Raw genomic sequence first — 24572 nt, 5'->3', positions numbered from 1 at the left:
ACTCGGCTTCGTCTGGTGTGCTGTCTGTGATTGCGCCCTATCCGGTCGTCCGCATGCCGGCCGATACGCCCTTGATCGCAAGGCGCATGAGGTCGTGGAGGCCGCTGAGTTCTGCTTCGGGGGTCGTCGAGTCCGCGGTGCGGATCCGCTTCATCAGCTCGACCTGGATCAGGTTGAGCGGGTCGATGTAGCGGTTGCGGACCCGGATGGACTCCTTCAGCCAACGCGTGTCGTCCAGCAGATCGGCGCCCCCGGTAATCGCCAGGACCGCCTCGCGGCTTGCGGCAAACTCCGCCTCGATCTGCTTGCGGATCGCTTCGTTGGACGGGGTTCCTGCCGCTAGGTTGGCGTAGTGGCTGGCGATCATCAGGTCGGTTTTCGCCAGGGCCAACGCGGCGTTGTCGATCGTGGCGCGGAAGAACACCCAGTCGCGGTACATCGTCGGCAGCCGTTCCGCCAAGTCGGGCCGGTCCGCCATGAGCGAGTTGACCGCGGCGCCGATGCCGTACCACGCCGGGGCCAGCACGCGGCACTGGGTCCAGGCGAACACCCAGGGGATCGCCCGCAGGTCGGCGAGCGTGTGCTTCCCGCCCCGCCGCGACGGGCGGGAGCCGATCGGCAGCGTCTCGATGTCGGCGATCGGCGTCGCGGAACGGAAGTACTCCACAAAGCCGTCCTGCCGCACAAGCGTTTGGTACGCTTTGAGCGACCGGACGGACAGCTCGTCCATCACTTCGTCCCACGCCTTAGCGTGGGATTGATTGGGGTGCGACGCGGCGATGATCGACGACCAGGTGACCTGCTCGAGGTGCCGGTAGGCGATACGCGGGTCGTCGTACCGCTCGGCGAGCACCTCGCCCTGCTCCGTGAGTCGCATGGCGCCGTCGAACGTACGCGGCGGCAGCGAGAGGATCCCCCGCGCGGCGGGCCCGCCGCCGCGGCCCAGCGAGCCCCCCCGGCCGTGGAAGAACGTGAGCTTCACGCTGTGCTTTTCGGCGGCGGCGTGGAGACGCTCTTGGGCGCGGTAGAGTCCCCAGCAAGCGGCCAAGTAGCCGCCGTCTTTCGTGCTGTCGGAGTAGCCGATCATCACGGTCTGGCGGTCCCTTTGGGGGCGCACGTAGTCTCGGTAGGTCGGGTCGGAGAGCAACGCGTCGAGGGTATCCGCGGCGTGCTCGAGGTCGTCGATCGTCTCAAACAGCGGGACGATCGGCAGGCGGAGCCCCGCGTCTCGGTCGTCGCCCCCATCGACGGCGGCCGACTGGCGCCAAAACCACAGGACGGTCAGCACGTCGCTGGGGACCTTGGTCATGCTGATCACATGACTGCCCAGGGCGCCCATGTTGGTGGCCCGAGCGGTCCGCCGGAGCAGCTCGAAGAGCTCGACTGTCTGCTGCGCCTCCGTTGACAGGCCCGACGCGTCGAGCGGCGCTGCCTGTGCGATGAGCTTGCGGAGCAGCGTTTGCCGCTGGCCCTCGTCGAGCGTAGTGAAGTCCTCGCAGTCGCCCGATTTCTTCAGCAGCTCGGCGACCACCTTCAGGTAGTAGCGGGCGTCTTGCCGCACGTCGAGCCGCGCTAGATGGAACCCGAACACCTCGATCCGGTCGAGCCAAGGCTGCACCTCGTCGCGCACGAGCCGCTGGTTGTGGGCCTCCGACAGGCTGTCGCGGAGCAGCACGACGTCCGCGGCCAGCGCCGCGGAGTTGGCGTAGGCGCCGGCCGGGGTGGGCCTGCCAAAGGCCGACTTCGCCGTCGCGCGGAGGCGCGAGCGGATGGTGAGCAGCCAGGCGCGGTACTGTTCGTTCGGCGGGTACTTGTCGAGCCCCGTTGCCGTGGCGTGCGACGTCTCGGGGATTGCCGCGGCGAGCTGGTCGCTCACCCGGGCGTAGGTAGAGCTGAGGCTAAGCGAATCGATCAGCTCGTCGCACGCCCCCAGGTGGGCCTCGATCGCCGCGTCCCTGAGCCAGGTGAGCGTCTTCTCGGTGACGTCCGGCGTGACGAACGGGTGCCCGTCGCGGTCGCCGCCGATCCACGATCCGAAGTGGATGAAAGGGCGGACCTCCTCTTCCAGGCCGGGGTACAGCTCTGCGAGCGCTGACCGGAGGTCCTCGAAGGTGCGGACCACGACGTCCCAGATCACCGGACGCACCGCCAGGCCGCGCTGCACTTCTTCCAGCACGGTCGGCCGAGTAGGCCGGACGAACTCGGTCTGCCAGAGCTTGGTCAGCTCGCACCGCAGCGCCCGGTCGAGGCGTTCGCGCTCGCGTGGGGTCGGGTCGAGGTCCAGCTGGTACAGCACCCGACGCAGGCTGCGGAGCTTGCCGCGGATGCTGCGTCGTTTCGCCTCGGTGGGGTGGGCGGTCAGCACGAGCTCGATGTCGAGCCCGTGGACGAGCTGGGCCAACTGTTCCGGGGCGACCCCCTCGGACTTGAGCTGCGCGATCGCCGAGACGATCGATTCGCTGTACGCGCCTTCGCCCCCTTGGCGGCGACGCAGCACCCGCACCCGGCCCCGGTCCTCGGCGAGGTTCGCCAGGTCGAGCAGCACCGTGAACGCCCGGATCACCACGCGCAGCTCGGCCGTGGAGAAGCCGGCGATGCGATCGACCAGCGCCTCCAGCGCGATGCTGCTGCCGGCGCGGTGGTCGCGCGCCAGGGTTCGGATCTGTTCGACTGTTTCGAAGTGGGACTGTCCGTCGATCTCTTGGATGGTAGATCCAAGCAGCTCGCCGAGCATGCGGACCTCATCACGCAACTGCAGCGATTCACTCGTTTGCATAAACGGACGACGGGGGTAAGAGGCGCGCCTGTGCCGAGCGCGGCCGGCGGCGGGCCGGTCGCACAGACCGATAGCTTAGCGCGCGTCGATCGTCTTGGCCACGACCACCAGCTCGGGTCCGACCCGCCCCAGGGCGAATCGTTCGCCGTACAGGGAGTGCCCGTCGGCCAAGACACGGGGGCCTTGGCCCCCGAGGAAGGCTTGTACTTGGGCGTCGGCGGCCGCCCAGTCGGCCGAATCCTCTTCCGCGACGCTACCCACGGGGCGAACCCCCGAAGCGTCGGCGACCAGCCAGGCTTCTCCGCCCAGGCCAACGATAAGCTGCTCCTCGTCTGATAGCACTATCGACGATAGGATCAGTTCGAGCTGGCCGGAAAGGTCCATCTCGATCGCCACGGCGCCGAACCAGGCGCCCGTCGACTCATCGAAAACGGGGACGCCCAAAGAAAGCGTCCGCTGGGCGCCCCCCTCTGGCGGGCTAAACACCATCGTTGCTTCGCCCGGCTCGAGTTGGGACGTGGCGGTGAGCAGCGGCAGCTCCGCATCCCGCAGCAGCCGGGCCTGCGGCACCGTCCGGACTAGCCAGCGGTCGCCGGTGCTGCGATCGACCCTCACGATCTCCTCCGCCAGGATTCCCTCGGCCCCGCCGTCGATAGCCGCAACGAAGCTCACCGACAGGTAGTTGGCGTTGGCCCGCAGCAGCCCCGCAAAGATGGTGGCCAGCCGCTCGTCCCATACCGCCTCGCTATCCTCGGTGCTGCCACCGCGGGCGCGAACAATCCCTTGGATCGGAGGGATGGAGGACATGAACCGGCAGTTGCGGGTAAGCGCGTCTGAGGAATACTGCAGGAGGAATTGCACCTCGTGGAAGTCGGACCGCAGCTCTTCGTACCTGCGTGCTTCTTCCGCGATCCGCGCATTGTGGGCAGACCCGGCCCACATCAAGCCGCTGATCAGCGCCACGAGCCCCAACGCACCGATCGTCTGTGAGAGCCTTGGGTTGCGGTTCGCCCAGCGGCGCAGTCGCCGCGTAGGGGGCTCCTGGTAGCAAGTGACCGACTCGCCCGCCATCCAGCGTTGCACGTCCTCGGCGAGTTCCGAGGCTTCCTGGTAGCGGGCGTAACGGCGACGCGCCATGGCTTTGGCGCAGATCGCCGAAAGGCTTGGGTCGGCCGAGGGAAGCTGTTGCAGCGCGATTGGCGTCGGACCGCTAGAGATCTCGCTCAGCAGCGCCCGCGCTCCGCCCCGCGACTCCGACAGCCGCCCCTGTGTCGATTCGTGGGGCGCTACGCCGGTGATGATGGCGTACAGGATGGCGCCCAGTCCGTAGACGTCGGTCCGCGCGTCGATCTCGTCGAGCCGCCCCGAGGCCTGCTCGGGCGCCATGTACATGGGGGTTCCCAGCACCTGCCCTTCCATCGTCCCCGACCGTGAGGCGTCAAACGGCCCATCGGCCTGCCCGGGGAGGTCGGGGGTCGTCTCGTCGAGCACCTTCGCGAGCCCCCAATCGATGACGATTACTTGCCCGAAGCTGTCGATGACCACGTTCTCGGGCTTAAGATCGCGGTGGATCACGCGCCGCGAGTGGGCGTGAGCGATGGCCTGGCAGATGCTGACAAAGGCTGTCAGCAGCTCGCGCAGCAGCATCGGGTTGTCGTCCCCTTCCTCGCGTCGCTCGTGGTACTCCACGATCGCCGTTTGCAGCGTCGACTTGCCCAGGAAGCGCATCGTGTAGAACACGCCGCCGGAGTGCTTGTCCTGCCCCAGCTGGTAGAGGGGGACGATGCCGGGGTGTTCGAGCCGGCCCGTGATCTCTGCCTCGTTCTGGAAACGCCGCAGGGTCGCGTCGCTGGCGGCGTCTCCGTCGGTGAGCTCCTTGAGCGCGACGTGCCTCCGGAGGCTGCTGTCGTACGCCAGCCAGACCCGCCCCAGCCCGCCTTGTCCGAGCTTGCGTACGAGCACGTACCGTGTCTCGCTTGCCCGGCCGCCGAGGCCGTCCGACCTGGTGACCATCGAGAGCCCAAGCACTCTGGCGACCCGGCCCGACGAGTCGATGCGGTCGAGCACGTGGCTCAGCGATGCGGATTGCGGGGAACCCTCCTTGTCTGCTTGCCGCGAGTCGTGGCTTCGCTGCGCGGCTCGTTTGCTAAGCTGCTCGATCTGCGGGCCTTTGAGCACGCCCGATTTCTCGAGGTGCTCCGCCAGCGGGACCGATCCGTGGATCGACCACTGAGATAATGCAGTGCCGAGCTGGCGTTCGCTGATCGCCCCCGACTCAAGCAGCGACGCGGCCAGGGCGATGTCCTGCTCTTCCTTGGAGAGGTCCGCGTCGGGCGAGTTGTGCGGCAGGACGAACGTTTCTGCGTAGCTTCCGCCCGCGCTCGGCTTGGGTGTGGGAGCGGGGTCGGGAGCGGGCATTGCGAATCGCGGGTTGCGGCGTAGAGGCAGGTCGTGGACGGAGGATGCGTTGCCGTGCGTCCCTCGACCTATCTTGGTTCATTCGCGCCGCGAATCAACGATCGGCCCCCTTCTGGGGCGCATTTCGCCGAGGTTTCTTCGGCGCCGCGGCGGTACCGGGGCCCTTTATGTTCCTCGCCAGGTGCTCGCGAGCCTCCAATTCGGTCTCGACGCCGCGGTCTCCCTGGGCGTCCATCCACGCGTCGAGTTGGCGTGAGAGCTCTGCTTTGGTCGCGGCCAGGTGTGGGTGGTCCGCCAGGTTGGTCCACTCGTAGGGGTCGGCCACGATGTCGTACAGCTCTTCCGCGGGGCGGTGCTGATAGCGGCGGACCTTGTCCGCGGCGTCTGCGTTTCCGTCTTCCGCCGCACGGACCCACGACCGAAACTCGGGCGAGGTCACGCAGGCGTTCTGAAACGTCTCTCCGGGCGAAAGGTTGCGGATGTACTTGTAGCGGTCGGAGCGTACCGAGCGTATGCCGTAGTGGTCGGAGCCATTCTGGATGCCGCGGGTGGTCATCAGCCCGTAGACGAACTCTTTGTGCCTTTCCCGCTCGCCACGCAGCACCGGCAAGAAACTGCGGCCGTCGAGCACGGGCGCCGGATCGCCCCCGGCCGCCTCGACGAACGTCGGCAGCACGTCGACGTACTCGACCATTGCGTCAGACACCGCCCCGGGCGGCACGACGCCGGGCCAGCGCACGATGCACGCGCTCTGCAGCCCGGTGTCGTAGCAGGTCCACTTGCCGAACGGCAGGCTCGAGCCCTGCTCGCTGACGACCATCACCAGGGTGTTCTCCGCCAAGCCGTGCGCCTCGAGGGTGTCGAGCAGTTGGCCGACCTGGCTGTCGAAGTAGGTGACTTCCGCCAAGTAGCGGGTCATCGCTTCTCGAGTCTCGTGTGTGTCGACAAAGGCGGGCGGCAACTTGAGCGAGGGGGCGTCGTACCGCGACGGGTCTCCCTTGTCCCACGGGGTGTGCGGCTCGTTCGAGCAGGCAAACAGGCAGAACGGTTCGCCCGTCGCGGCGCACTCGCTCATTAGTTTGTCGACCGCCGCCATGTCGGGGTTGGCCTTGCCGGAAAATTCGAACGGAAAGACCTGCTTCGGAGCGATGTGGGTCTTGCCGCTCAACGCCACGCGGTAGCCCAGCGGCTGCAGGTAGTGAACCACGCTCTTCGTGCCCGGCTTGGCGAACGTGTGATTGGGGTAGGCGCCGCTTTTGACCGGGTACAGTCCCGTATAAATGTTGTGCCGGGTGGGAGAGCACATCGGCGCCGCCTGGAAGCAGCGAGTAAATCGCATGCCCTGTTCCGCCAAACGGTCGAGCCGCGGGGTGTGTGCCTGACCCCCGTAGGGCCCAAGGTCGCGGAAAGTACAGTCGTCCGCGATGATGAAGAGGAAGTTCGGACGGCCGGCGGCAGGGGCTGCCGCCGTCGTTAGCAGGAACACCAGCAGAGAAGCGGCGCGTATCATAATAGAGCCATTTTCGCGAGGTTTTTCCGACGAACGCCCGGTCCGCTGCGCTGCGCCGCTAGCGGATTCTAGTTACAAGATCGCGCCGGTGCACCCTAGCGACGCTCCCCGGGCCGCCCACCGGCCGGGGCGCCGTTCGCCTCTTCCTGGCCGACTGCGTATACTGCCGCCGTCCGGTTCCGGCCCTGTTACGCCCCGAGGTGTTCTATGCTCCGCCCCTTCGTACTGGCCTTTTGCCTCGCATTCCCGGGTTGCTCACTGATGGCTGCCGACAGCTCCCCCGCGACCGCGGATAAGCCCCAAGCGGAGCTTCCTCCCGCGCTGAACTTCACGATGAAGCCGCTCTCCGGCGGCGAACCGGTCAATCTTGCCGAGAAGTACCAGGGTAAAGTGGTGCTGCTTGTGAATGTCGCCAGCAAGTGCGGCCTCACCCCGCAGTACAAGGCGCTGCAGGCGCTGCAGGCCCAGTACGCGGACCAGGGGCTGGAGATCGTCGGCGTCCCCTGCAACCAGTTCAACGGGCAAGAGCCTGGATCGGCGGAGCAGATCACCGAGTTTTGCACCGCGAACTACGGCGTGACCTTCGACCTGTTGGAAAAGAGCAACGTCAAGATCGACAAGAAGGACCAGTGCGATCTCTACAAGTACCTGACCTCGAAAAAGACCAACCCGAAGTTCGCCGGTGATATCCAGTGGAACTTTGAGAAGTTTCTCTTCAACCGCCAGGGCGAAGTTGTGGCCCGCTTCGACCCACGCACCAAGCCAGACGCGGAAGAAGTGGTTCTGGCAATCAAGACCCAGCTTGCCGCGGAGTAGCCGACCACGGCCCCGCGTGAGCGATCATCTCGACCATTGAAAGGATTGACCGATGCGAAGATCTAGTCTTCTTGCCGTCGTCGCTTGTGCGTTCGGTATGGCCCCGTGGGCCTACGCCCAGCCGGAACGCTTGGCGGTCGACCCGGCGCACACCTCGGTGGTGTTCAGCATCAGCCACATGGAGCTGAGCTTCTGCTACGGGATGTTTAAGTCGGTCGGCGGCGATGTGATGTTCGACCGCCAGGACCCCTCGGCGTGTCAGTTTCAGTTTGTGGTGAATGTCGGGAGCATCGATACGGCTCAGCCCAAACGCGACCAGCACCTGCTGTCTGCTGATTTCTTTGACGCAGAACAGTTCCCGCAGATCACCTTCGTGAGCAAGGCCGTAAAGCTTGTCCAGGATGCGAACGGTCGACCTGTGTACCAGGTTGCGGGCGACATGACGCTGCACGGCGTGACGCGCGAGATGACGCTGCCGGTGGTGCTTGTCGGAGACAAGACCAACCCGCAGAGCGGCCAGACCCAGGTCGGGTTTCTGTGTCAAACCACCATCAAGCGGTCCGACTTCGGCATGTCGGGCAGCCTTGGGCCGATCGGCGACGCCGTTGGCGTGACCGTCAGCTTCGAGGCGACCCCCCCTCAGCCTCAGCAGCCGCAATAGACCTTCGCGAAGCCGCAAACCTCTCCGTCCCCAAAGACCAACAGGCCCGAGCAATCGCTCGGGCCTGTTGGTCTTTGGGGTGGGGGCGTTGTTCCCACGCGTTAGGAACGGGGTTCGACATAGATGCCGTCGGCGACGACATCGATCAGCCCCGTGTCGGCGTCGCCGACCCGCTTCGCCTTGCCGCGGACGACGACCGTGTCTCCTTCGCGCAGGTCGAAGAGCGTGCGGACATCGATCGGCGTGGGGCCGTGTGCCGTGTCGGCCCCGAATGAGACCGTGGCGACAGAGGTGGCCATCCCCATGGCGCGGCGTTCGCAGAACGCACAACCGGCGCTGCCGGGGGCGTGCTGGTGGTCGGCAAACTCGGCCGCCGTGGCGGGATCGACGACAAACACAACTGCTTGCTCCGTGCGCCAGGGGAACGCCTTCTCCCGCTCGGGCCAAGGGTTCGGCATCCCGCCGATCTTGCCCGTGAAGACAACGTCCACCCCTTCCTCACTCGCCTCGAGGTCCTGGTCCCGCACGGCCAACACCGGGATCGCGTCGGTCGGCTTGCTGGTCAGCAGGTATTTCTCTCGGGCGGAAGCGATCTCGGCTTGCCGGGCAGAATCTGCGCAGCCCACCACAATCCAGGGGCCCCCGATTGCTAGCAAGATCGCGGCCAGCACCGCCGGTGACAGGGTTTGGTTTCTCATCGGTGTATTCATCCTTGCACGGAACGCAATTGCCCAATTCTATCGAGTTCAACGCCGGTTGGGGAACCGCTAAGTCAGGGTTGGGGGGGCCGAACTGCCGGAACTGTGGGGGACGAGCGGTTGACCGCTTCGGGCCTCACAAGCGAAGCCGCCGCCGCCCGGTCGGTTTTGGCCTTCCCGGAAGGGTCTGGTCCGCATGTCTCGTGCAGCGGATGGGAGAATCTACGGCCGCTTGGCCGTCCCCCAAAAAATCTTCTGCGATTCCCAAGATCTGCTCTCGAGCCGCGAAACCCTTATAGAAGGCCTCGCCCCGAGGCCTGTTCGACCATTGCTCCCCCCGGGCCTATACCGCCCGCCGGGGGCCCCGAATGAGGAAAGCGACCCATGATTCACAAGACCCTAATCGCTGGTTCTGCCCTGCTGTTGCTGCTTGGCGTGGTTAAGGGCCGCGACGCTTGGAGCTACCTATCAACCGCCTGCAACCGGGTGTCGGCCAGCGTTGAGGGGGCGGTGCCGATTGAGTTCCAGATCGACCGCGCCCGCAAGATGGTGGCCGACCTTACCCCGGAAGTCCGCAACTCGATGCAGGTGATCGCCCGGGAAGAAATCGAGCTCGAGCGGCTCAGTGAGCAGATCGTGCGTGCGGAGCAGATGTCGGCCCGCCACAAGGACGAGATCCTCAGGCTCCAGGCCGACCTAGGGACCGGGGAGGAGACCTTCGTCTACGCCGGCCGCAGCTACACCGAGGCCCGCGTGCGGGAAGACCTGTCGCGGCGTTTCACTCGTTTCAAGGTAGACGAGGACACCCTCAATCACCTGCAGACGATGCGTGACGCCCGCGAAAAGAACCTAGACGCCGCGCGCCAGAAGCTGACGGCGATGGCTTCTGCCCAGAAGAAGCTAGAAGCCGACCTGACCAACCTCGAAGCGCAGCAGAAGTTGGTGACGGTCGCCCAGGCGTCCAGCGACCTAGTGTTCGACGATTCGCAACTCGCCCGTGCGAAGGAACTGATTACCGACGTGCGGACAAGGCTCGACGTCGCGGCGCGGTTGGCGAGCGTGGATGTAGGCGTCGAGGCTGAAATCCAGCTCGACGGCGAAGACGCTTCCAACGTGACCGACCAGGTCGCCGATTACTTCGGGCTGGGCGAAAAGAACGCCAAGCTCGCCAGTGCTGCTTCCTCCAAGTAGCGGCCCTTTTGTCCTCTCGGCGCCCAAGCCCACGCTAGCGTGGGCTTGGGCTTTCCGGGCGGGTGCGACAGCAAAGTCCCCGCATAGCGACGCAAGCGCAGCCGTGACCCCTGTTTGGTATCCTCGATGCTTGCCTGGCGGTTTCAATCCGATCGTGCCCGCCGCGAGGCGATCGAGCATAAGATGCACGCGGCGGCCTCCGCCCAGCAGTGGTCGGAAGTGCTGCTTCAGGCCGACGCATTGGCCCGGCTATCGCCGAGCGACCGCCTAGCGGCCAGAATGAAGCGGAAGGCTTGGGAGCAGGTCGGCTTGTCGCTTACCCAGACGCACCGCCCCGACTCTGGCGTTACACCGCTCCACCACTCGGCCTACCCATTGGCCCACGACGCTATGGCCCTCGCCCCGGAATCGATGCAGGGCGACAGCAGCGCCAACCGCCGGATGCTGTGGATCGACGCCGTCGGAGGGTATCAGCTCCTGCTCGATAGCGAGATCCTGATCGGTCAGCCGCCCGGCGCCGACGCCGCGGGGCAGGGGCCGCCGGGCCTGCAGATCCTCGCAGACATCTCCCGCCGCCACGCGGTCCTGCGGCGAGAAGCGGGGGCCTACGTCCTCGAGCCGCTGTCCGAAGTGAAGATCGACGGGCGAACGCTCACCGGCCCCACCACGCTGTCGGGCGACTGTGTTGTCACGCTCGGCCCCGTCCGGCTGCGGATCGCTCGGCCCCACGCCCTCAGCGCGACCGTCCGGGTGACGATCGAGAGCGGGCACCGGACCGTTCCGGCGGCCGACGGGGTGTTGCTGCTGGGCGAGAGCTGCGTGCTGGGGCCCAAGCCGCACAGCCACATCCGCTGCCCTGGCTGGCGGAACGAATTGATTGTCTATCGCCAGGGGGACCGCCTGTGCTGCCGCAGCGGTTCGGAGCTGAGCGTCGACGGCCGGCCCACCAGCGGCCCGGCAGAACTTTCTGCGGGAACGCGGATCGAGGGGCAAGATTTCGCCCTCAGCATCGAATAACGAGCGAAACGACTCTAAGAAAGCCCCGCACTAGGCGTTAAACTACGGCGGGGGCCGCGCCATCGATCCCCAGACCCCGATGAACCTTTTCACCGCCCCACCACCCCGGACCGTCCAACCCGCGATGGCCCCAGGATCGCCCCAGCCCGAATCGCCCGCCCATGATGCAGGTCGCGCCGAAGCTCGGGGCGGCGGCCGCGCGCCGGTGAAGTTCCTCTACGCCAGCGGCGCGCAGCCGCTGCCCGGGTACACGATCAAGCGTGGGGTCGGGCGGGGCGGGTTCGGCGAGGTCTACTTCGCCGTCAGCGACGCCGGCAAGGAGGTGGCGCTCAAGCTCATCCGCCGCAACCTGGACGTCGAGCTCCGCGGGGTAAGGCACTGCCTAAACCTCAAGCACCCGAACCTGATCGCGCTATACGACATCCGCAGCGACGACCAGGACGACCAGTGGGTCGTCATGGAGTACGTGCAGGGGGAGTCGCTGGAGGACGTGCTCGCACGCTCGCCGCAGGGCCTGCCCCCCGAAGACGTGAACTGGTGGATGCGCGGCATCGCCGCCGGCGTGTCGCACCTGCACGACAACGGAATCGTCCACCGCGACCTGAAGCCGGGCAACATCTTCCTCGACCGATCGATGGGGGGCGCCGACTCCGGCGCCGGGACGATCAAGCTGGGCGACTACGGCCTCAGCAAGTTCATCTCGTGCAGCCGACGCAGCGGTCAGACCGAGAGCGTCGGCACCGTGCACTACATGGCGCCGGAGATCGCCGGCGGCCGCTACGGGCGCGAGATCGACACGTACGCGTTGGGGATCATCCTCTACGAGCTGCTCACCGGCCACGTGCCCTTCGAGGGGGAGAGCGTGGGCGAGGTGCTGATGAAGCACCTCACGGCCGAGCCCGAGCTGAGCAAGCTGGCCGAGCCCTACCGAGAGATCGTCCGCCGGGCGCTCACCAAGGACCCCGAGCTGCGCATCCAGTCGGTCGGCGAGCTGATCGCGATGCTCCCTGGCGGCGCGGTCGACGCGTCTGCCACAGCCGCTAGGCGTCCGAACCACGACGCCCCCCGGCCTACGTTCCGCGAAGCGCCAGAAGTAGAGCCCGAGCCGATCTGGAACGCGGTCGCCAGCGGGTTGAGCGGCGCACGGTCCCGCTGGGTGCACAACTACAGCCACCCGCTGGTGCGCGGATTGATTGTGTTCGCGGCGGTGATGCTGGCCGTGGTGTCGATGGAGGTCTGGATCCCGGTCGCCGTCTTCCTGTCGATCATGTACGGCATGTACTTCCTGGTGTGGGCGTGGATCATCCGGCCGAACGTCGACCCGTCGTTGTCGGGCGGCGCCGGGGCCCGGCGGTCGCCCAACCAGCACGCGCCAACGGCCATCTATCGCACCGGCGGCCCACGGCCCAAGCGGCGTCATTGGCGCGAGAAGGCGCTCACGCAGCTCACGGACAAACCTTGGCGAGACCACGCGGGCGAGCTGCTTACCGCGATGCTCGTCTCGGGCGGGGTCTGCTCGCTGCTGGCGATCGCGGCCGGCGCCATTTCCGGCCCGCAGAACCAGACGGCGGTGACGTTGTGGTTCGCCGGCGTCGCGACGGTCGGCTCGTGGGGCGTGTTGATCGTCAACCGCCTGACCGAGGGCCGCACCGAAGACCAGACCCCGATGCGGGCGATGATGCTCGGCGTCGGCGCCGTGGTGGGCGTTACTGCCTTCCTGCTGAGCGACGCGCTGCTGACTGGCGTGCCGAAGTGGAGCGACGCGGCCCCGCGCATGGGCGAGTCTTTCGTCTACGGCGCCCTCAAGATTCCGGGGCCCGATTTTGACCCCGGAAGCGGGCTGATGGCGATCGACCTGACCATGGCGGTCGGCTACTTCGCGCTGCTGTTCTTGACGCTCCGCTGGTGGAAGCTAGCGGAATGGACCCGCGAGGGCCGCCTAAGCCTTGGGCGGGTAACCGCCTGCGTTGGCCTGGCCTGGTTGCTCGGGCTGTTTTGGTGGTTCCCTCAACCGGCGGGGGTGATGGCGGCGGGCATCGTTGCGATTTCCACGCAGCTCTCCAGCCCCTGGTTACGGCCGAGCAAGCGGATTGAGCTTGCAAAGGAGAGTTACTAGATGATTGCCTCCCCCGCTGCATGGATCTTGTTGCTCGTTGTGGCGGTGCTATTCCTCGCCCCGGCAGCGTTGTTGATTGCGCTGCTCGTGAACCAGAAAACGCGGTGGATCGGGCAGACGATCCTCGGCGCGATTGGTTTGATCGCAGTGCTGGGCGCCTTGTCGCTGGTGGGCTTCCAAAAAGTGGCGGTTCGAGACCACGCGGTTGAGGTCCAACGTTCGCAATTGTTACGAGTACAGGACGAGCTGGCCCGCGACATCGCTGAGGCTCACTCGGAAGACTCGCATTCCGACGCTGCCGGGGCGGAGATCGCTGCGACGGGTGAGCGCGACCTCGCCCAGATGCGCCAGCGCGTGCAGCAACTAGGAACCCAATTGGCCGAACTTGAGCATACACCGGTACCCGCTGCAACGGCTATTGGCTACCACGTCGAAACGAATTGGAGGCTAGTCATGGCGACGCTCGTCGGTGCGGTAGTGCTCGTCGTTTTGTTCATGTTCGTGCGGGCCGCCCCCGGTTTGACGCTGGTGGGCTTGGGCGCCGTGGCGGTGATCGGCGTAGCGCTCTGGTTTTCCGCCAGAGTGGCCTACCAGCCCGTGGTCCAAGTCGTCCGGTTGAACGGGGCTGCTTCGCGGCCGACCGAGGTCGATCCAGAGCAGATCGTCCTTACCGAAGAAGACAAGACGGTCGCCGAGGCAGACGCCGACGCACCCGACTGGGTTCGAAACCCTCCTGCTTCGGGCGATCACGACCCCGTCTACCGACGTGTGGTTGAGACCGAGCCGTTCTTGAGCCGCGACGAAGCGACCCGAGACGCCGAGCGACTGGCCGCTGAGGCGGCCGTGGAGCGGCTCTCCGAGCTGGTGCGTTCGCCACTGGACGCTGCGCAGGTTGGCGCCCTGGGCTTCGACCCGTCGGCTTGGTCCCAGCGGCTGATTAAGGAGCAATACACCCAAGAGATCACCACCAGCGTCGCCCCCGTTTGGAGGTCGTACGCGTTGGTTGAGGTCGGCCCGGACGACCTGCAGTTGATGAAGGCCTGCTGGATCCAGGCGCAGCAATCGGAGCGGGTTTCCACCGTCGCCCAAGGGGGGCTGGGCGTCTTGGGGCTCGTCGCCCTGGCCCTGGGGTTGGTGAAGCTGGATCAATCCACGGGCCAACGATTCACCAAGCGGTTGTTGATCGGCCTCCCGGCGGCGATAATCGGTCTCGCAGCGGTGCTGGCGGTCCTGGCGTAGGGGCCGCGGCGTCCCTCCGACTATTTGCAGGACCGATGATCGAGCCAACACGTCCCGACCTGCTGCTGGTGCAATCAATCCGCCGCGGCGAGCCCGACGCCTGGCGGAGGCTGATCGATGAGTACGAGGGAAGGCTGCTGGCGTTCGTGCAAAGCCGGCTCCGCAATCGGGCGACCAGCGAAGACGTGGTGCAGGAAACCTTCATCGGCTTCCTCACCAGCCTGCCCAACTACGACTCACGCCGCCCGCTTGAGGGCTGGCTCTTCTCGATCGCCGCGCACAAGCTGACCGACTCGCTGCGGCGCGAGGGCCGCCGCCCGGCGCTCCCGTTGTCGTCGGGGTTCGGCGCGGGCTCCGACGCCGGCTGGGACATGCCGGGCCCCGCGCGTCCGGCCAGCAGCATCGCCCGCAGCGGCGAACGCCGGGGGCTAGAGGAGGAGGCGCTCGCGGGCGCGTTGGAAGAAGAGCTGAGCCGCTGGCGCGATAAGGGCGATTTTGCGAAGGTAAAGTGCATGGAGCTGCTCTTCACCCGCGGCGTCGCCAACAAGGACGCCGCGGAGCTGCTGGGGCTCAGCGAACAGCAGGTAGCCAACTACAAGTACGACTTCCTCGATCGGATCAAGTCGCTGGTGCGCCGACAGGGGCTAAGTGACGACGTGTTTCCCGAACTACAAGATTGACCGGCGGCAGACGCCCAGGGACCGCTCGAACGAACCCGTCGAGCGCGAGGGTCACATCGGCGATCGCGCCACAACGTCCGCTTGAACTGCACCGTGCGTGGGCGGGCCTCTACCTTCGCGAGAACATCATGACCGGCTTCTCTACCACCGAGCTCGACGCCTTCCTTGACGAGTCGCTCCCCGCCGATCGGATGGCGGCGGTCGAGCAAGCGGCCCGGGACGACGCCGGATTACGGGACCGGCTTTCCGTGCTGGTCGGCCAGCGCGACGCCGGCATGCACTCGCTGGGCGCCGTCTGGCGCCGCCGGCGGCTCACCTGCCCCACGCGTGAGCAGCTCGGCAGCTTCTTGATGGGGGTCCTGCCGGCCGAGGCGGAGGATTACACCCGATTTCATCTAGAAGTCATCGGCTGCCGGCCGTGCTGCGCAAACCTAGCCGACCTGCAGTCGCTCGTATCGCAATCCGATACCCAGCAAGCGGAGCCCCGCCGGCGGCGCTACTTCCAGTCGAGCGTTGGGGGGCTGCGTGCCGAGGACGGATGAAACTAGGTTGGGCCCAGAGCCACGGGCGCCCAGATCGCCCGCCGCGGTGCGGCTTAGCGGTTGGGAGACCACGCGGCCGGCGCCGATGCGTGTTCTGCTTGGCGGATCCGCTGGTCTTGCCGCCCGCTGACGCTGGGGGGACGCGGCGCGGCAGAAGTCTTCCAACTGGCCGGCGCCTGGGCGACCGACTCAAAGGGGCGCGGCGGTCCCGCGGCCTTGGGCGCCTGAGCCGTGGCAACGGCCCAAGAATCGTCCAGCATCACGGCGCCGGCAAGCTGGCCCGGGCGGTCTTCGGCGCGCAGCACGGTGACGGGGGCGGGCATGTGCAGCGTGGTGCGTCCGATCGCCTTGTGGCCGTCGGCGTCGACCAACCGAACCCACAGCTCAAGCCGCCTGTCGTCCGCCACCGGCGACTCGAGCGCCAGCGGGAGGTCGAGGACGCGGCGCGAGGGGTTCCGCCATGCGCGTTCTACTTCTTCCTGGGTGAAGTCCCACCGCGCGATGTCGCGCCTCTCTTTCGGGAGCGACGGGTCCATCAGCAGCAGCGATACGCCCCCAGCGAACGATGCGGGGCGACCGCCGCGGGAGAGCGGCTCGACAAAGGCCATCATGGTGGGCATCCCGCGGTGGTCCGGCGTGCCGTGCTCGGTGAAGAGCGCGGCGTCGGATAGCGGGGCCGACGGAGGGTCGGCCACGTTGCTCTGGAACGGCGGCGCTTCGAGCATCTCAGCGCCGCCGGGGATCTCGACCGGCCCGGGCGCAGCGCTCGGCGCAGGTTTGGGGACGCGTGGCGCCGGCACGGGCTCGCCCATGTCGATCTCCGGCAGCTCGATCTCGGGGGCCTTGGTCCGCTGCGGGGGGCGGCTGTTCGGTCCCTGGCCGCCGGGCGACGGACGGTCGTCCAGGAGGCTCCGCTGCTGCGGCTCTGAGTCGAGCTTCTCGACCGAGGGGGTCGAGCCGCCGGGGGTTCCGGCGTACGACTTGAGCGACTCGTTCTCGGTCCGGTAGCGGCGGACAAGGCACTGGTATTCTTCGATGCAGTCTTCGAGCCGGTAGATCTCGTCTTCCTGCAGGCGGAGTTCGCGTTGGTAGAGGTCCCGCTCGGCGGCGCCCCGCCCCGCGCAGCCGGCGACCGCGGCCACGCAGCAGAGGGCGAGCCACGGCGTACACCACGTGCGGCGGCCGAGGCCAAAGGTCGGCGGGTTGGGGTTTGGGCGGTCCATCTCAGGCGGGGAATAGGAAAATACGCCGGACCGGTCAATCCCCACGCCCGCCAAACGGAGCGATGGGGACGCGCTAGCGGGCGGACTTGGTCCTGATTCGTGGGCCGAGATCGGGGCTACTACCCATGCGCGCCGACGGGGCGGAGCCCGTCGGCTATCATTCTGCTAGTGAATTACTGAGTTTGAACTTGGAGTAGCCTTCTATGCGGCTCGTGCTTTCACTGCTGGCAATGGCGCCGCTGGTTTGTCTTGCTGAACCGACGACGCGTGACGATGCCCCCCCGTTCGAGGCCGCTGTCGGCGACGATGCGGCGCAGCTATTTGCGTTGCACGACCTGCTCGCCGAGGCGGTCGCGCAGATCGAGACCAACTACGCAGAGCCGGTCGATCGGCAGGCGCTGTTCGACGCTGCGCTGCGCGGGATGGTTGCGGAACTCGACCCGCACAGCAAATACCTGGCGCCGGGCGAGGTGGGGGACTATCGGCGGCGGGTCAATGGCCGAGACCGAACCGGCGGCGCCGACCAGGCCTCCGAGTCGGTGGGGGGGTACAGCCGCACCGAAGACGGGGCTTGGCGTTATGCAATTAACGATCAAACCGCCTACATCCGCATCGCCGCCTTTGACGACGACACGCCCAAAGAGCTCGAGAAGGCGCTGGGCGAGGTGGGCGAGTCGCCTGCGCGGGCGCTGGTGCTCGACCTCCGCAACAACGCGGGGGGGCTGCTCCCAGCAGCGATCGGCGTAGCCGACTTGCTGCTCGACGGCGGCGTGATCGTCACGACCGAAGGGCGCAACTCCAAGCGGCGTGAATGGCGGGCCGAGCCTGGGGTTGCGACGGCGCTCCCGTTGGCCGTGCTGGTGAACCGCTACAGCGCCAGCGCCGCGGAGGTTGTGGCCGCGGCGCTGCAGGACAACGCACGGGCGACCGTGGTGGGCGAGCGGACCTTCGGCAAGGCGAGCGTGCAGAACGTGATCGAGTTGGGCGGGGGGCGGGCGGCGCTCAAGCTGACGACCGCGATGTACGTCCGACCCAATGGCGCCAACATCCATCGTGCCGCCGGCGCCGGCGACGCCGACGTCTGGGGGGTGCTCCCCGACGCGGGCGACGGGGTCAAAGTCAGCGAAGAGGCCACCAAGCGGCTTGCCGCCCAACGCAAGGCGCTCGAAGAGGGGGGGGCGGCGCCCCCCGCCGATGACGACGACGTGCTCCAGCGCGCCCTCGAGTCGCTCAAGGACTCGGCGTCATGAAGGTGCTGACGATCGAGACAACGTGCGACGAAACGGCCGCGGCGGTGATCACGGACGATCTGGAGGTGCTGTCGGCCGTGGTGGCTTCGCAGGAAGAGCTGCACCAGCGCTACGGCGGCGTGGTGCCGGAGATCGCGTCGCGCGCGCACGTCCAGCGGATCTTGCCGGTCATCGACCAGGCGCTGCGGCAGTCGGGTCAGAAGCTTGCGGACCTCGACGCGATCGCGGTGGCGACCACGCCGGGCCTCTCGGGGTCTTTGCTCATTGGCTTGACGGCAGCGAAGACCCTGGCGGCGTTGTCCGGCCTGCCGCTTGTGGCGATCAACCACTTGCAGGCCCACATCTACGCGTGCCGGATCGCCAGCGGGCGGGAGGTGTTCCCCTGCATTGGCCTGATCGCGAGCGGCGGGCACTCGAACCTGTACCGCTGCGAGGGGCCGATCGACTTCACGCCGATCGGGGCGACGATCGACGACGCGGCCGGCGAGGCGTTCGACAAGGTCGCCTGCCTGCTGGGGCTCCCCTACCCGGGAGGACCGGCCATCGAGCACGCCGCACAGCGAGGCGACCGGACCCGCTACCGATTCCCCCGGCCGCTGCTCGCCGACGCCGGCCGGTTGGACTTCAGCTTCAGCGGCCTGAAGACCGCGGTTCGGTACCAGGTGGTCGGCGTCGGCAAGCTGCCAGAGAGCCTGTCGCTGAGCGAGCAAGAGGTGGCGGACGTCTCCGCAAGCTTTCAGGAGGCCGTGGTTGATTGCCTGGTGGGCAAGTGCGAACAAGCGCTCCTTCAAACCGGATATACGACCCTCTGCGTCGGGGGGGGCGTCGCCGCGAACGGCCGGTTCCGTCAGCGGCTCGAGGCCTCCTCCGCCGAGCGCCGCTACACGCTCCACATCCCGCCGTTGAGCCTGTGCACCGACAACGCCGTGATGGGGGCGATCGCCATCGAGAGGCTCCGCGCCGGGCTGATCGAGCCGCTGGACCTCGATATCTCGCCCGGATTGGTGCGGATGTGATGGGTGACGGGGGTGGTTGGGTAACGACGCCAGAGAAGTGACGTAAGATGGAGTGCCGGGGCAAGCCGCCCCGCCGCGCAGCCCGATGCTCGCCCCATGACGCCCAGCACCCACTCAGAACCGATCACCGAACTTGGCGCCGCCGCGCTCGCGGCCGAGATCGCCTCTGGCCGGTTGACGTCGGTCGAGGCGACGCGCGCCTGCATCGAGCGCTGCAAGCAACAGTCGCGTCTCAACGCCCTGGTCCAGCCCTGCTTCGACGCGGCGCTGCGTGACGCCCAGCGGGCCGACGCAGCGGTGGCGGCCGGCGAGCCGTTGGGTTTGTTGCACGGCGTTCCCGTTACCGTGAAGGACTGTTTCGCGATGCGCGGAACCGAGGTGACGCTCGGCATCCCGGGCTTCTCAAACGGGCCCGCCGAAACCGACTCGCCGCTGGTTACGCGGCTTCGCGGCGCAGGGGCCGTGCTGCTGGGCAAGACGAACGTGCCGCAGGGGATGCTGCTGCACGAGTGCAACAACCCGGTGTTCGGCCGAACGTTGCACCCCACCGACCCCAGCCGCAGCCCCGGGGGAAGCACCGGGGGCGAGGCCTCCATCGTCGCGTCCGGCGGATCCCCCCTGGGCCTTGGCAGCGACCTGGGGGGCAGCATCCGCCAGCCGGTCCACGCGTGCGGCGTGGCGGGGTTCAAACCCACGCCCCGTCGGCTGTCGCTGGTGGGATCGTCGCGTGCGATCCCCGGCATGCGGGCGATGCGGATCTCGCCCGGCCCGATCGCTCGCCATGTCGACGATCTAGAGCTCGCCATGCGGGTCCTGGTCGATCACACCGATTCCCCGCGCCAGCCCGATGAAGAAGCCGCGCCGTGGCGCGACCCGTCTACGATCGACGTCTCCGAGCTGCGCATCGCGTACTGGACCGACGACAGCTTCCTCCCCACGGCGCCCGCGGTGCGACGCGCCGTAGAAGAAGCCGCGGCGGCGCTGCGCGACGCCGGCGCCGACGTACGCAAGATCACGCCCCCCGACGACCGCGAGATGATGCGCGTCTACGTCGGCCTGCTTTCTGCCGACGGCATGCGGTCGCTCGCCAGGTTGGTGCGGGGGGGCGAGGTTGACCCACAGATCCGGCGGCAGCTCCGGATCGGGGGGCTGGCGCGCTGGGCGCGGGTGATGCTCGGAGGCGCGCTGCGGCTGCTGGGCCGGCGGTTGCTGCCCGACCTGCTGCATTGGAGCGGCGCCCGCTCTGCGGACGACTACTGGCGGCTATGCTGCGACGCCGACCGCTACCGCGAAGCGTTCTGGCCCCTGGCCGCAGAGCAGTTCGACGGCCGCCCGGTAGACGCGATCTTGTTGCCGCCGTTCGGGGTGACCGCGATGCCACACGGCCGGGCGCTCGACGTGCTCCCCGCCAGTTCGCATTGCTTCTACGCAAACCTGGTGGACGCCCCGGCCGGAGTGGTCCCGTGGACAACCGTCCGCGACGACGAACAAGAGTTCCCCCGGGCGCCGTGGGGGTTGGCCCAGTGGGCCGCCCGGGCAGCGACCTCCGGAAGCGCCGGGCTCCCCGTGGGGGTACAGGTGATGGCGCCGGCGTGGCGGGACGACACGGCGCTCGCCGTGATGAAGCGGCTGGAGCAGTTGCGGAGTACGCCAGATTGACCAGCCAGCGGCCGCGTCATTCTGTCGCAGCGCTCCCCCAGGCGGTCAGCACCAGCCGCCGGGCGGAGGCCCGATCGCGGTGCTCGCAGAGGTAGATCCCCTGCCAGACGCCCAGGGCCAGTCCGCCCCGCTGGATCGGCACGCTAACGCTGGCCCCCAGCAGCGACGATTTGACGTGCGCGGGCATGTCGTCTGGGCCTTCACAGGTGTGCCGGTAGGGGAACGACTCAGGCGCGATCGCAGAAAACGACGCTTCCAGGTCGGTGCGTACGTCGCGATCGGCGTTCTCATTAAGCGTTAAAGACGCCGAAGTATGCTGCAGGAAGACGTGCAGCACGCCGGTTTCGATTCCAGAGATCCACGGGGCCGCGGCGAGAACCTCGTCGGTCACCAGGTGGAAGCCCCGCCGGCGGGGCGAGAGCGTGAGGGTCGACTGGAAACTGGCGATTTGGGGCATCTGCGCGGGTGGGTTGTGGGGCGAGCGGCTTGAGAAATTGGTTGTCGAGAGTGCGAGTCGCCGCAATCGGCGCCCCTTGACAGATGCTAGCCGGGCTTGCGAAATCGTTGCCGCAAAAAAGCTTGACTCCGCCCCCCCAGCAGGGATAATCTTCTACTTCGCGAGCAGTCGTTGGCGCGGCGGGTGTCTTCACCCCCAGCCAACGGGATCTGGCTCGCGTCGTCCGGTCCACACAGGATGCGTGGGACGACTTTAGCTGAGTAGTGGCGCCTCGCGGAAGGATCTAGCGCGGCAGCGATCGCACGGAGTTGGTGTGGCCTACGGGCCAGACCCGCCCTCTCCCTCTGCGATAGCCAGGAGTGAGCGCCCGCGGATTGCCGTGGGTTTGATGCCAGCGCTTGAGTGAATTCGAGGTCGGGCCCAGAGCGGGCCTGATGTAACCCATAGGCCGTCGCCCCGCCGTTAGCTTAGCGCTAAGGGGCGGCCCGCCGAATCAGCGAGTCCAATCCCAGCGAGAAATCCAATGCCAGACCCCACCCTCCACAACGTGTTCGACGCAATCCTCAAGTACGGCCACGACGAGGACTTTGTCCCTCGCGTCGACGAGGATTTCATCCCGACCGGCGCTCCCGCCGGCTCGAAGGAGAAGATCGATACGCTCGCAGAGCGGATCCGCATGGGCTACCCGCTTTGGCACGACGAAGACCGTGTTGACTACAGCGGCTTGACCGGCGCCGTCCGGCCACGCGATTGATCCGGCGGCTACGCGACTGATCCGGGCCGCTGCTTTGAGGCCCGTTGGCGGCAAGAAACGATCGGCCGTGGGGACAGACCCAGTCCCCGCGGCTGTTTTTTTGCGATCAGCCCCCGTGCTCTCTCGCCAGCGACTGTTGGTGCTCCCTCTGGTCACGGAACTCGTGCCGCTCCATCCCATTGGGTCGGCCGAAGATGGAGTACAGAAGGTCCTCGTTGGCGCAGCCGGCCAAGGCGGGCAGCACCACGAGCACCATCAGGGCGCGTTTCATGGTCGGCATCTCCGGGGTTTCGCCGAGCAAATAGCCGAAATCCGCGCCGCGGGTCAAGCTCGCCCCTCGTCCGTCGCCTCGCGTCTGGGTAGCCTAGGCGTCGCTAGCCGCAGACCAACCCCTACTCCAAGAAGCCATGGCCGACCCCTATTTCCAGAAGCTGTTCGCCGAGCGGATCGGCGGCGCGAGCTACGGCAAAGACACGGCGATCTACAAGTTTGAGAAGATCAAACGCGCCAAGCGGCAGGCGATCGCGGACCATCCCGACCGGGCCCTGCTCGACTTTGGCATCGGCGAGAACGACGCCATGGCGCCCGAGCCGGTGCGCCGGGTGATGGCCCACGAGGTCAACCAGCCGGAGAACCGCGGCTACGCGGACAACGGCGTCGCCGCGTTCAAAGAAGCGGCCGCCCGGTTCATGCAGCGCGATTTCGGCGTGACGCTCGACCCGCAGACGCAGGTGAACCACGCGATCGGCTCGAAGCCGGTGTACGCGATGCTGCCGGCCGTGTTCATCAACCCGGGCGACATCACGCTGATGACCGCGCCCGGCTACCCCGTGGCCGGCACCCACACGGCTTACTACGGCGGCGTGGTGCACAAGCTGCCGCTGCTGGCCGAGAACGGGTTCCTGCCCGACCTGGAGTCGATCAGCCCCGACATCCTCAGCCGGGCGAAGCTGCTGGTGCTGAACTACCCCAACAGCCCGACCGGCCGGACGGCGCCGCGGGAGTTCTATGAGCGCGTGGTGGCGTTCGCCAAGCAGCACGAGATCGTCGTGGTGCAGGACGCGGCCCACGCGATGCTCAGTTTCGACCAGGCCCCCACCAGCTTCTTGTCGACCCCGGGGGCGATGGACGTGGGCGTGGAGGTCCACTCCATGAGCAAGGGCTTCGACATGATCGGCTGGCGGATGGGCTGGGTGTGCGGGCACGAGCGGATCGTCCAGGCGTTCGCCGACGTCAAAGACAACAGCGACTCCGGCCAGTTTATCGCCACCCAGAAGGCGGCGGCCGCGGCGCTGGACGACCCCGAGATCCCGCAGCTCATCCGCGCCAAGTACCGGCGGCGGATGGAGAAACTGGTCGCCGTGCTGAAGCGCTGCGGCTTCCAGTGCGAGATGCCGGGCGGCACCTATTTCCTTTACACGCCGGCCCCCAAGGGGGTCGCCGGCGGCGTCACGTTCGACTCGGCCGAGGCCGCCAGCCAGTACCTGATCACCCAGCAGTCGATCTGCACGGTGCCGTGGGACGACGCCGGGGCGTACCTGCGGTTCAGCGTCACCTACGTGGCGGACGACGAGGCGGCCGAGGACGCCCTGATGGCCGAGACCGAGCGGCGGCTCGCCAGCATCCAGCCGGAATTCGGCAACGCATGACCGACGACCAGATCCTCAACCGACCGATCGTGATCCTGGGCGCGCCGCGTTCGGGCACCACGCTCATCAGCCAGTTGCTGGCCTGCCACCCGCAGCTCTACCTGGCGAACGAACCGCGGATCTTGTGGAAGTACGGCAACGACGCGCGGTCGGACCTGCTGCGGCCCGAGCACGCGACCGATTCGGTGCGTCGCGAGATCCGCCGCCGCTTCGCCAGCGAGGTCCGCGGCGCGGGCCGCACCCGCCTGGTAGAGAAGACTCCCAGCAACTCGCTGCGTGTTGCGTTCGTCGATCGGGTGCTGGAGGACTGCGTGTTCGTGCACATGATGCGGGACGGCTTGCAGTCGGTGCTGTCGATCCGCGAGTTCTGGCGGAACCACTCGGTCGGCCTGCCGACCCAGCAACTGTTGACGCGGCTCAAGGAGATCCGGTTGCGGCAGGCGCCCCACTACGCGCGGGAGTTCGTCCGTCGTGTCGCCGGCAAGTGGGCGCCGGGCGCCACGGCGCCGGGGGTGTGGGGGCCACGGCTCCCCGGGATCGAGCAGTGGGTCCGTGACCGCGACCTGCTGGAGGTGTGCGCCCTGCAGTGGCGGATGTGTGTAGAGATCGCCTGCCGCGAAGGGCGTGCGCTGCCCGAACACCGCTACACCGAGTGCCGGCTGGACAACTTCGACGAGGCGGAGCTGGCCCGCGTGATGCGTTTTTGCTCGCTCGAGCCCGCGGAAGAGGTCTCCAAGAAGTACGCCGAGTACTTCGAGGGCCGCCCCCCCGACGGCCGTTCGCAGCAGGCCGCCGACGACGACGTCCGGCGGGTCGAGACGCTTATCGCGCCGACCGAGGCGTGGCTCAAGACGCTCCCCCCCGCAGACCGGCACCGCACCGCATAGGGTGCTCGGAAAG

At 67.4% G+C, this 24572-nt stretch carries 21 protein-coding genes; 14 read left to right on the top strand and 7 right to left on the bottom strand.

What is annotated here, in order from left to right; genetic code table 11:
* Window positions 1-37 precede the first annotated feature (37 nt).
* From ppc to Pla175_RS22700, 3 genes are all read right to left on the bottom strand, one after another.
* On the bottom strand, window positions 38-2776 hold the full coding sequence (gene ppc, locus Pla175_RS22710; RefSeq protein WP_145291073.1) for a phosphoenolpyruvate carboxylase: 2739 nt from the start codon (window positions 2774-2776) through the stop codon (window positions 38-40).
* Between the two features lie 75 nt (window positions 2777-2851).
* Entirely contained in the window at window positions 2852-5194 is a 2343-nt protein-coding gene (locus Pla175_RS22705; RefSeq protein ID WP_145291070.1) for a serine/threonine-protein kinase, read from the bottom strand.
* A 94-nt stretch (window positions 5195-5288) separates the two neighbouring features.
* The gene (locus tag Pla175_RS22700) at window positions 5289-6704 is read right to left on the bottom strand and encodes a sulfatase family protein (RefSeq protein ID WP_145291068.1); all 1416 of its coding nucleotides are present in this window, start codon (window positions 6702-6704) and stop codon (window positions 5289-5291) included.
* A gap of 207 nt (window positions 6705-6911) precedes the next feature.
* Here Pla175_RS22700 and Pla175_RS22695 point away from each other — a divergent pair, with 207 nt between their 5' ends.
* Both Pla175_RS22695 and Pla175_RS22690 read left to right on the top strand, forming a co-directional pair.
* Window positions 6912-7520, top strand: coding sequence for a glutathione peroxidase (locus Pla175_RS22695; RefSeq protein WP_231954024.1), 609 nt, complete (start codon window positions 6912-6914; stop codon window positions 7518-7520).
* A 52-nt stretch (window positions 7521-7572) separates the two neighbouring features.
* Window positions 7573-8181, top strand: coding sequence for a YceI family protein (locus tag Pla175_RS22690; protein WP_145291066.1), 609 nt, complete (start codon window positions 7573-7575; stop codon window positions 8179-8181).
* Window positions 8182-8282: 101 nt separating this feature from the next.
* On the opposite strand, the gene Pla175_RS22685 is transcribed toward Pla175_RS22690, so the two are convergent.
* Window positions 8283-8879, bottom strand: a complete 597-nt coding sequence (locus Pla175_RS22685; protein ID WP_145291064.1) for a hypothetical protein — start codon at window positions 8877-8879, stop codon at window positions 8283-8285.
* A gap of 384 nt (window positions 8880-9263) precedes the next feature.
* Between Pla175_RS22685 and Pla175_RS22680 the strand changes: the two genes are divergently transcribed.
* The 6 genes from Pla175_RS22680 to Pla175_RS22655 all read left to right on the top strand — a co-directional run bounded on the left by Pla175_RS22680 (window position 9264) and on the right by Pla175_RS22655 (window position 15664).
* Entirely contained in the window at window positions 9264-10070 is an 807-nt protein-coding gene (locus Pla175_RS22680; RefSeq protein WP_145291062.1) for a hypothetical protein, read from the top strand.
* 183 nt (window positions 10071-10253) lie between these two features.
* On the top strand, window positions 10254-11087 hold the full coding sequence (locus Pla175_RS22675; protein ID WP_197527080.1) for an FHA domain-containing protein: 834 nt from the start codon (window positions 10254-10256) through the stop codon (window positions 11085-11087).
* A gap of 124 nt (window positions 11088-11211) precedes the next feature.
* A complete protein-coding gene (locus Pla175_RS22670; RefSeq protein WP_197527079.1) occupies window positions 11212-13203 on the top strand; it encodes a serine/threonine-protein kinase in 1992 nt (663 codons plus the stop codon).
* The gene (locus Pla175_RS22665) at window positions 13204-14442 is read left to right on the top strand and encodes a hypothetical protein (protein WP_145291054.1); all 1239 of its coding nucleotides are present in this window, start codon (window positions 13204-13206) and stop codon (window positions 14440-14442) included. It abuts the gene before it with no gap.
* 35 nt (window positions 14443-14477) lie between these two features.
* Window positions 14478-15122, top strand: coding sequence for an RNA polymerase sigma factor (locus tag Pla175_RS22660; protein WP_145291052.1), 645 nt, complete (start codon window positions 14478-14480; stop codon window positions 15120-15122).
* Between the two features lie 128 nt (window positions 15123-15250).
* Window positions 15251-15664, top strand: a complete 414-nt coding sequence (locus tag Pla175_RS22655; protein WP_145291050.1) for a hypothetical protein — start codon at window positions 15251-15253, stop codon at window positions 15662-15664.
* Window positions 15665-15717: 53 nt separating this feature from the next.
* Here Pla175_RS22655 and Pla175_RS22650 read toward each other — a convergent pair whose 3' ends face one another.
* Window positions 15718-16887, bottom strand: coding sequence for a hypothetical protein (locus Pla175_RS22650; protein ID WP_145291048.1), 1170 nt, complete (start codon window positions 16885-16887; stop codon window positions 15718-15720).
* 203 nt (window positions 16888-17090) lie between these two features.
* Here Pla175_RS22650 and Pla175_RS22645 point away from each other — a divergent pair, with 203 nt between their 5' ends.
* The 3 genes from Pla175_RS22645 (at window position 17091) to Pla175_RS22635 (ending at window position 20812) form a co-directional block, all read left to right on the top strand.
* Window positions 17091-18137: a S41 family peptidase gene (locus Pla175_RS22645; protein WP_145291046.1), complete on the top strand. Its 1047-nt coding sequence runs from the start codon at window positions 17091-17093 to the stop codon at window positions 18135-18137.
* Complete coding sequence (gene tsaD, locus Pla175_RS22640) at window positions 18134-19153, top strand: tRNA (adenosine(37)-N6)-threonylcarbamoyltransferase complex transferase subunit TsaD (RefSeq protein ID WP_145291043.1); 1020 nt, start codon at window positions 18134-18136, stop codon at window positions 19151-19153. Before Pla175_RS22645 ends, tsaD begins: the two co-directional genes overlap by 4 nt.
* A 96-nt stretch (window positions 19154-19249) precedes the next feature.
* A complete protein-coding gene (locus Pla175_RS22635) occupies window positions 19250-20812 on the top strand; it encodes an amidase (RefSeq protein WP_145291041.1) in 1563 nt (520 codons plus the stop codon).
* Between the two features lie 16 nt (window positions 20813-20828).
* Here the strand turns inward: Pla175_RS22635 and Pla175_RS22630 are convergent, their stop codons facing one another.
* Window positions 20829-21269: a secondary thiamine-phosphate synthase enzyme YjbQ gene (locus Pla175_RS22630; protein ID WP_145291039.1), complete on the bottom strand. Its 441-nt coding sequence runs from the start codon at window positions 21267-21269 to the stop codon at window positions 20829-20831.
* Window positions 21270-21792: 523 nt separating this feature from the next.
* On the opposite strand from Pla175_RS22630, the gene Pla175_RS22625 reads away from it, so the two are divergent.
* Window positions 21793-22023: a hypothetical protein gene (locus Pla175_RS22625; protein WP_145291037.1), complete on the top strand. Its 231-nt coding sequence runs from the start codon at window positions 21793-21795 to the stop codon at window positions 22021-22023.
* A 106-nt stretch (window positions 22024-22129) separates the two neighbouring features.
* On the opposite strand, the gene Pla175_RS26270 is transcribed toward Pla175_RS22625, so the two are convergent.
* On the bottom strand, window positions 22130-22294 hold the full coding sequence (locus Pla175_RS26270; RefSeq protein WP_197527078.1) for a hypothetical protein: 165 nt from the start codon (window positions 22292-22294) through the stop codon (window positions 22130-22132).
* Between the two features lie 136 nt (window positions 22295-22430).
* Between Pla175_RS26270 and Pla175_RS22620 the strand changes: the two genes are divergently transcribed.
* Both Pla175_RS22620 and Pla175_RS22615 read left to right on the top strand, forming a co-directional pair.
* On the top strand, window positions 22431-23672 hold the full coding sequence (locus tag Pla175_RS22620) for an LL-diaminopimelate aminotransferase (RefSeq protein WP_145291034.1): 1242 nt from the start codon (window positions 22431-22433) through the stop codon (window positions 23670-23672).
* Entirely contained in the window at window positions 23669-24559 is an 891-nt protein-coding gene (locus Pla175_RS22615; protein WP_145291032.1) for a sulfotransferase family protein, read from the top strand. The genes Pla175_RS22620 and Pla175_RS22615 overlap by 4 nt, the downstream gene beginning before the upstream one ends.
* Window positions 24560-24572 lie beyond the last annotated feature (13 nt).

Origin of the sequence: Pirellulimonas nuda (assembly GCF_007750855.1) — a bacterium.
GTDB lineage: Bacteria > Planctomycetota > Planctomycetia > Pirellulales > Lacipirellulaceae > Pirellulimonas > Pirellulimonas nuda.
This window is presented reverse-complemented; position numbering and strand designations above follow the sequence as displayed.

Excerpts from the sequence above, each read along its gene's own strand:
- ppc (WP_145291073.1), bottom strand. The coding sequence starts at position 2,776 with ATGCAAACGAGTGAATCGCTGCAGTTGCGTGATGAGGTCCGCATGCTC.
- Pla175_RS22705 (WP_145291070.1), bottom strand. The coding sequence starts at position 5,194 with ATGCCCGCTCCCGACCCCGCTCCCACACCCAAGCCGAGCGCGGGCGGA.
- Pla175_RS22700 (WP_145291068.1), bottom strand. The coding sequence starts at position 6,704 with ATGATACGCGCCGCTTCTCTGCTGGTGTTCCTGCTAACGACGGCGGCA.
- Pla175_RS22695 (WP_231954024.1), top strand. The coding sequence starts at position 6,912 with ATGCTCCGCCCCTTCGTACTGGCCTTTTGCCTCGCATTCCCGGGTTGC.
- Pla175_RS22690 (WP_145291066.1), top strand. The coding sequence starts at position 7,573 with ATGCGAAGATCTAGTCTTCTTGCCGTCGTCGCTTGTGCGTTCGGTATG.
- Pla175_RS22685 (WP_145291064.1), bottom strand. The coding sequence starts at position 8,879 with ATGAGAAACCAAACCCTGTCACCGGCGGTGCTGGCCGCGATCTTGCTA.
- Pla175_RS22680 (WP_145291062.1), top strand. The coding sequence starts at position 9,264 with ATGATTCACAAGACCCTAATCGCTGGTTCTGCCCTGCTGTTGCTGCTT.
- Pla175_RS22675 (WP_197527080.1), top strand. The coding sequence starts at position 10,254 with ATGCACGCGGCGGCCTCCGCCCAGCAGTGGTCGGAAGTGCTGCTTCAG.
- Pla175_RS22670 (WP_197527079.1), top strand. The coding sequence starts at position 11,212 with ATGGCCCCAGGATCGCCCCAGCCCGAATCGCCCGCCCATGATGCAGGT.
- Pla175_RS22665 (WP_145291054.1), top strand. The coding sequence starts at position 13,204 with ATGATTGCCTCCCCCGCTGCATGGATCTTGTTGCTCGTTGTGGCGGTG.
- Pla175_RS22660 (WP_145291052.1), top strand. The coding sequence starts at position 14,478 with ATGATCGAGCCAACACGTCCCGACCTGCTGCTGGTGCAATCAATCCGC.
- Pla175_RS22655 (WP_145291050.1), top strand. The coding sequence starts at position 15,251 with ATGACCGGCTTCTCTACCACCGAGCTCGACGCCTTCCTTGACGAGTCG.
- Pla175_RS22650 (WP_145291048.1), bottom strand. The coding sequence starts at position 16,887 with ATGGACCGCCCAAACCCCAACCCGCCGACCTTTGGCCTCGGCCGCCGC.
- Pla175_RS22645 (WP_145291046.1), top strand. The coding sequence starts at position 17,091 with ATGCGGCTCGTGCTTTCACTGCTGGCAATGGCGCCGCTGGTTTGTCTT.
- tsaD (WP_145291043.1), top strand. The coding sequence starts at position 18,134 with ATGAAGGTGCTGACGATCGAGACAACGTGCGACGAAACGGCCGCGGCG.
- Pla175_RS22635 (WP_145291041.1), top strand. The coding sequence starts at position 19,250 with ATGACGCCCAGCACCCACTCAGAACCGATCACCGAACTTGGCGCCGCC.
- Pla175_RS22630 (WP_145291039.1), bottom strand. The coding sequence starts at position 21,269 with ATGCCCCAAATCGCCAGTTTCCAGTCGACCCTCACGCTCTCGCCCCGC.
- Pla175_RS22625 (WP_145291037.1), top strand. The coding sequence starts at position 21,793 with ATGCCAGACCCCACCCTCCACAACGTGTTCGACGCAATCCTCAAGTAC.
- Pla175_RS26270 (WP_197527078.1), bottom strand. The coding sequence starts at position 22,294 with ATGAAACGCGCCCTGATGGTGCTCGTGGTGCTGCCCGCCTTGGCCGGC.
- Pla175_RS22620 (WP_145291034.1), top strand. The coding sequence starts at position 22,431 with ATGGCCGACCCCTATTTCCAGAAGCTGTTCGCCGAGCGGATCGGCGGC.
- Pla175_RS22615 (WP_145291032.1), top strand. The coding sequence starts at position 23,669 with ATGACCGACGACCAGATCCTCAACCGACCGATCGTGATCCTGGGCGCG.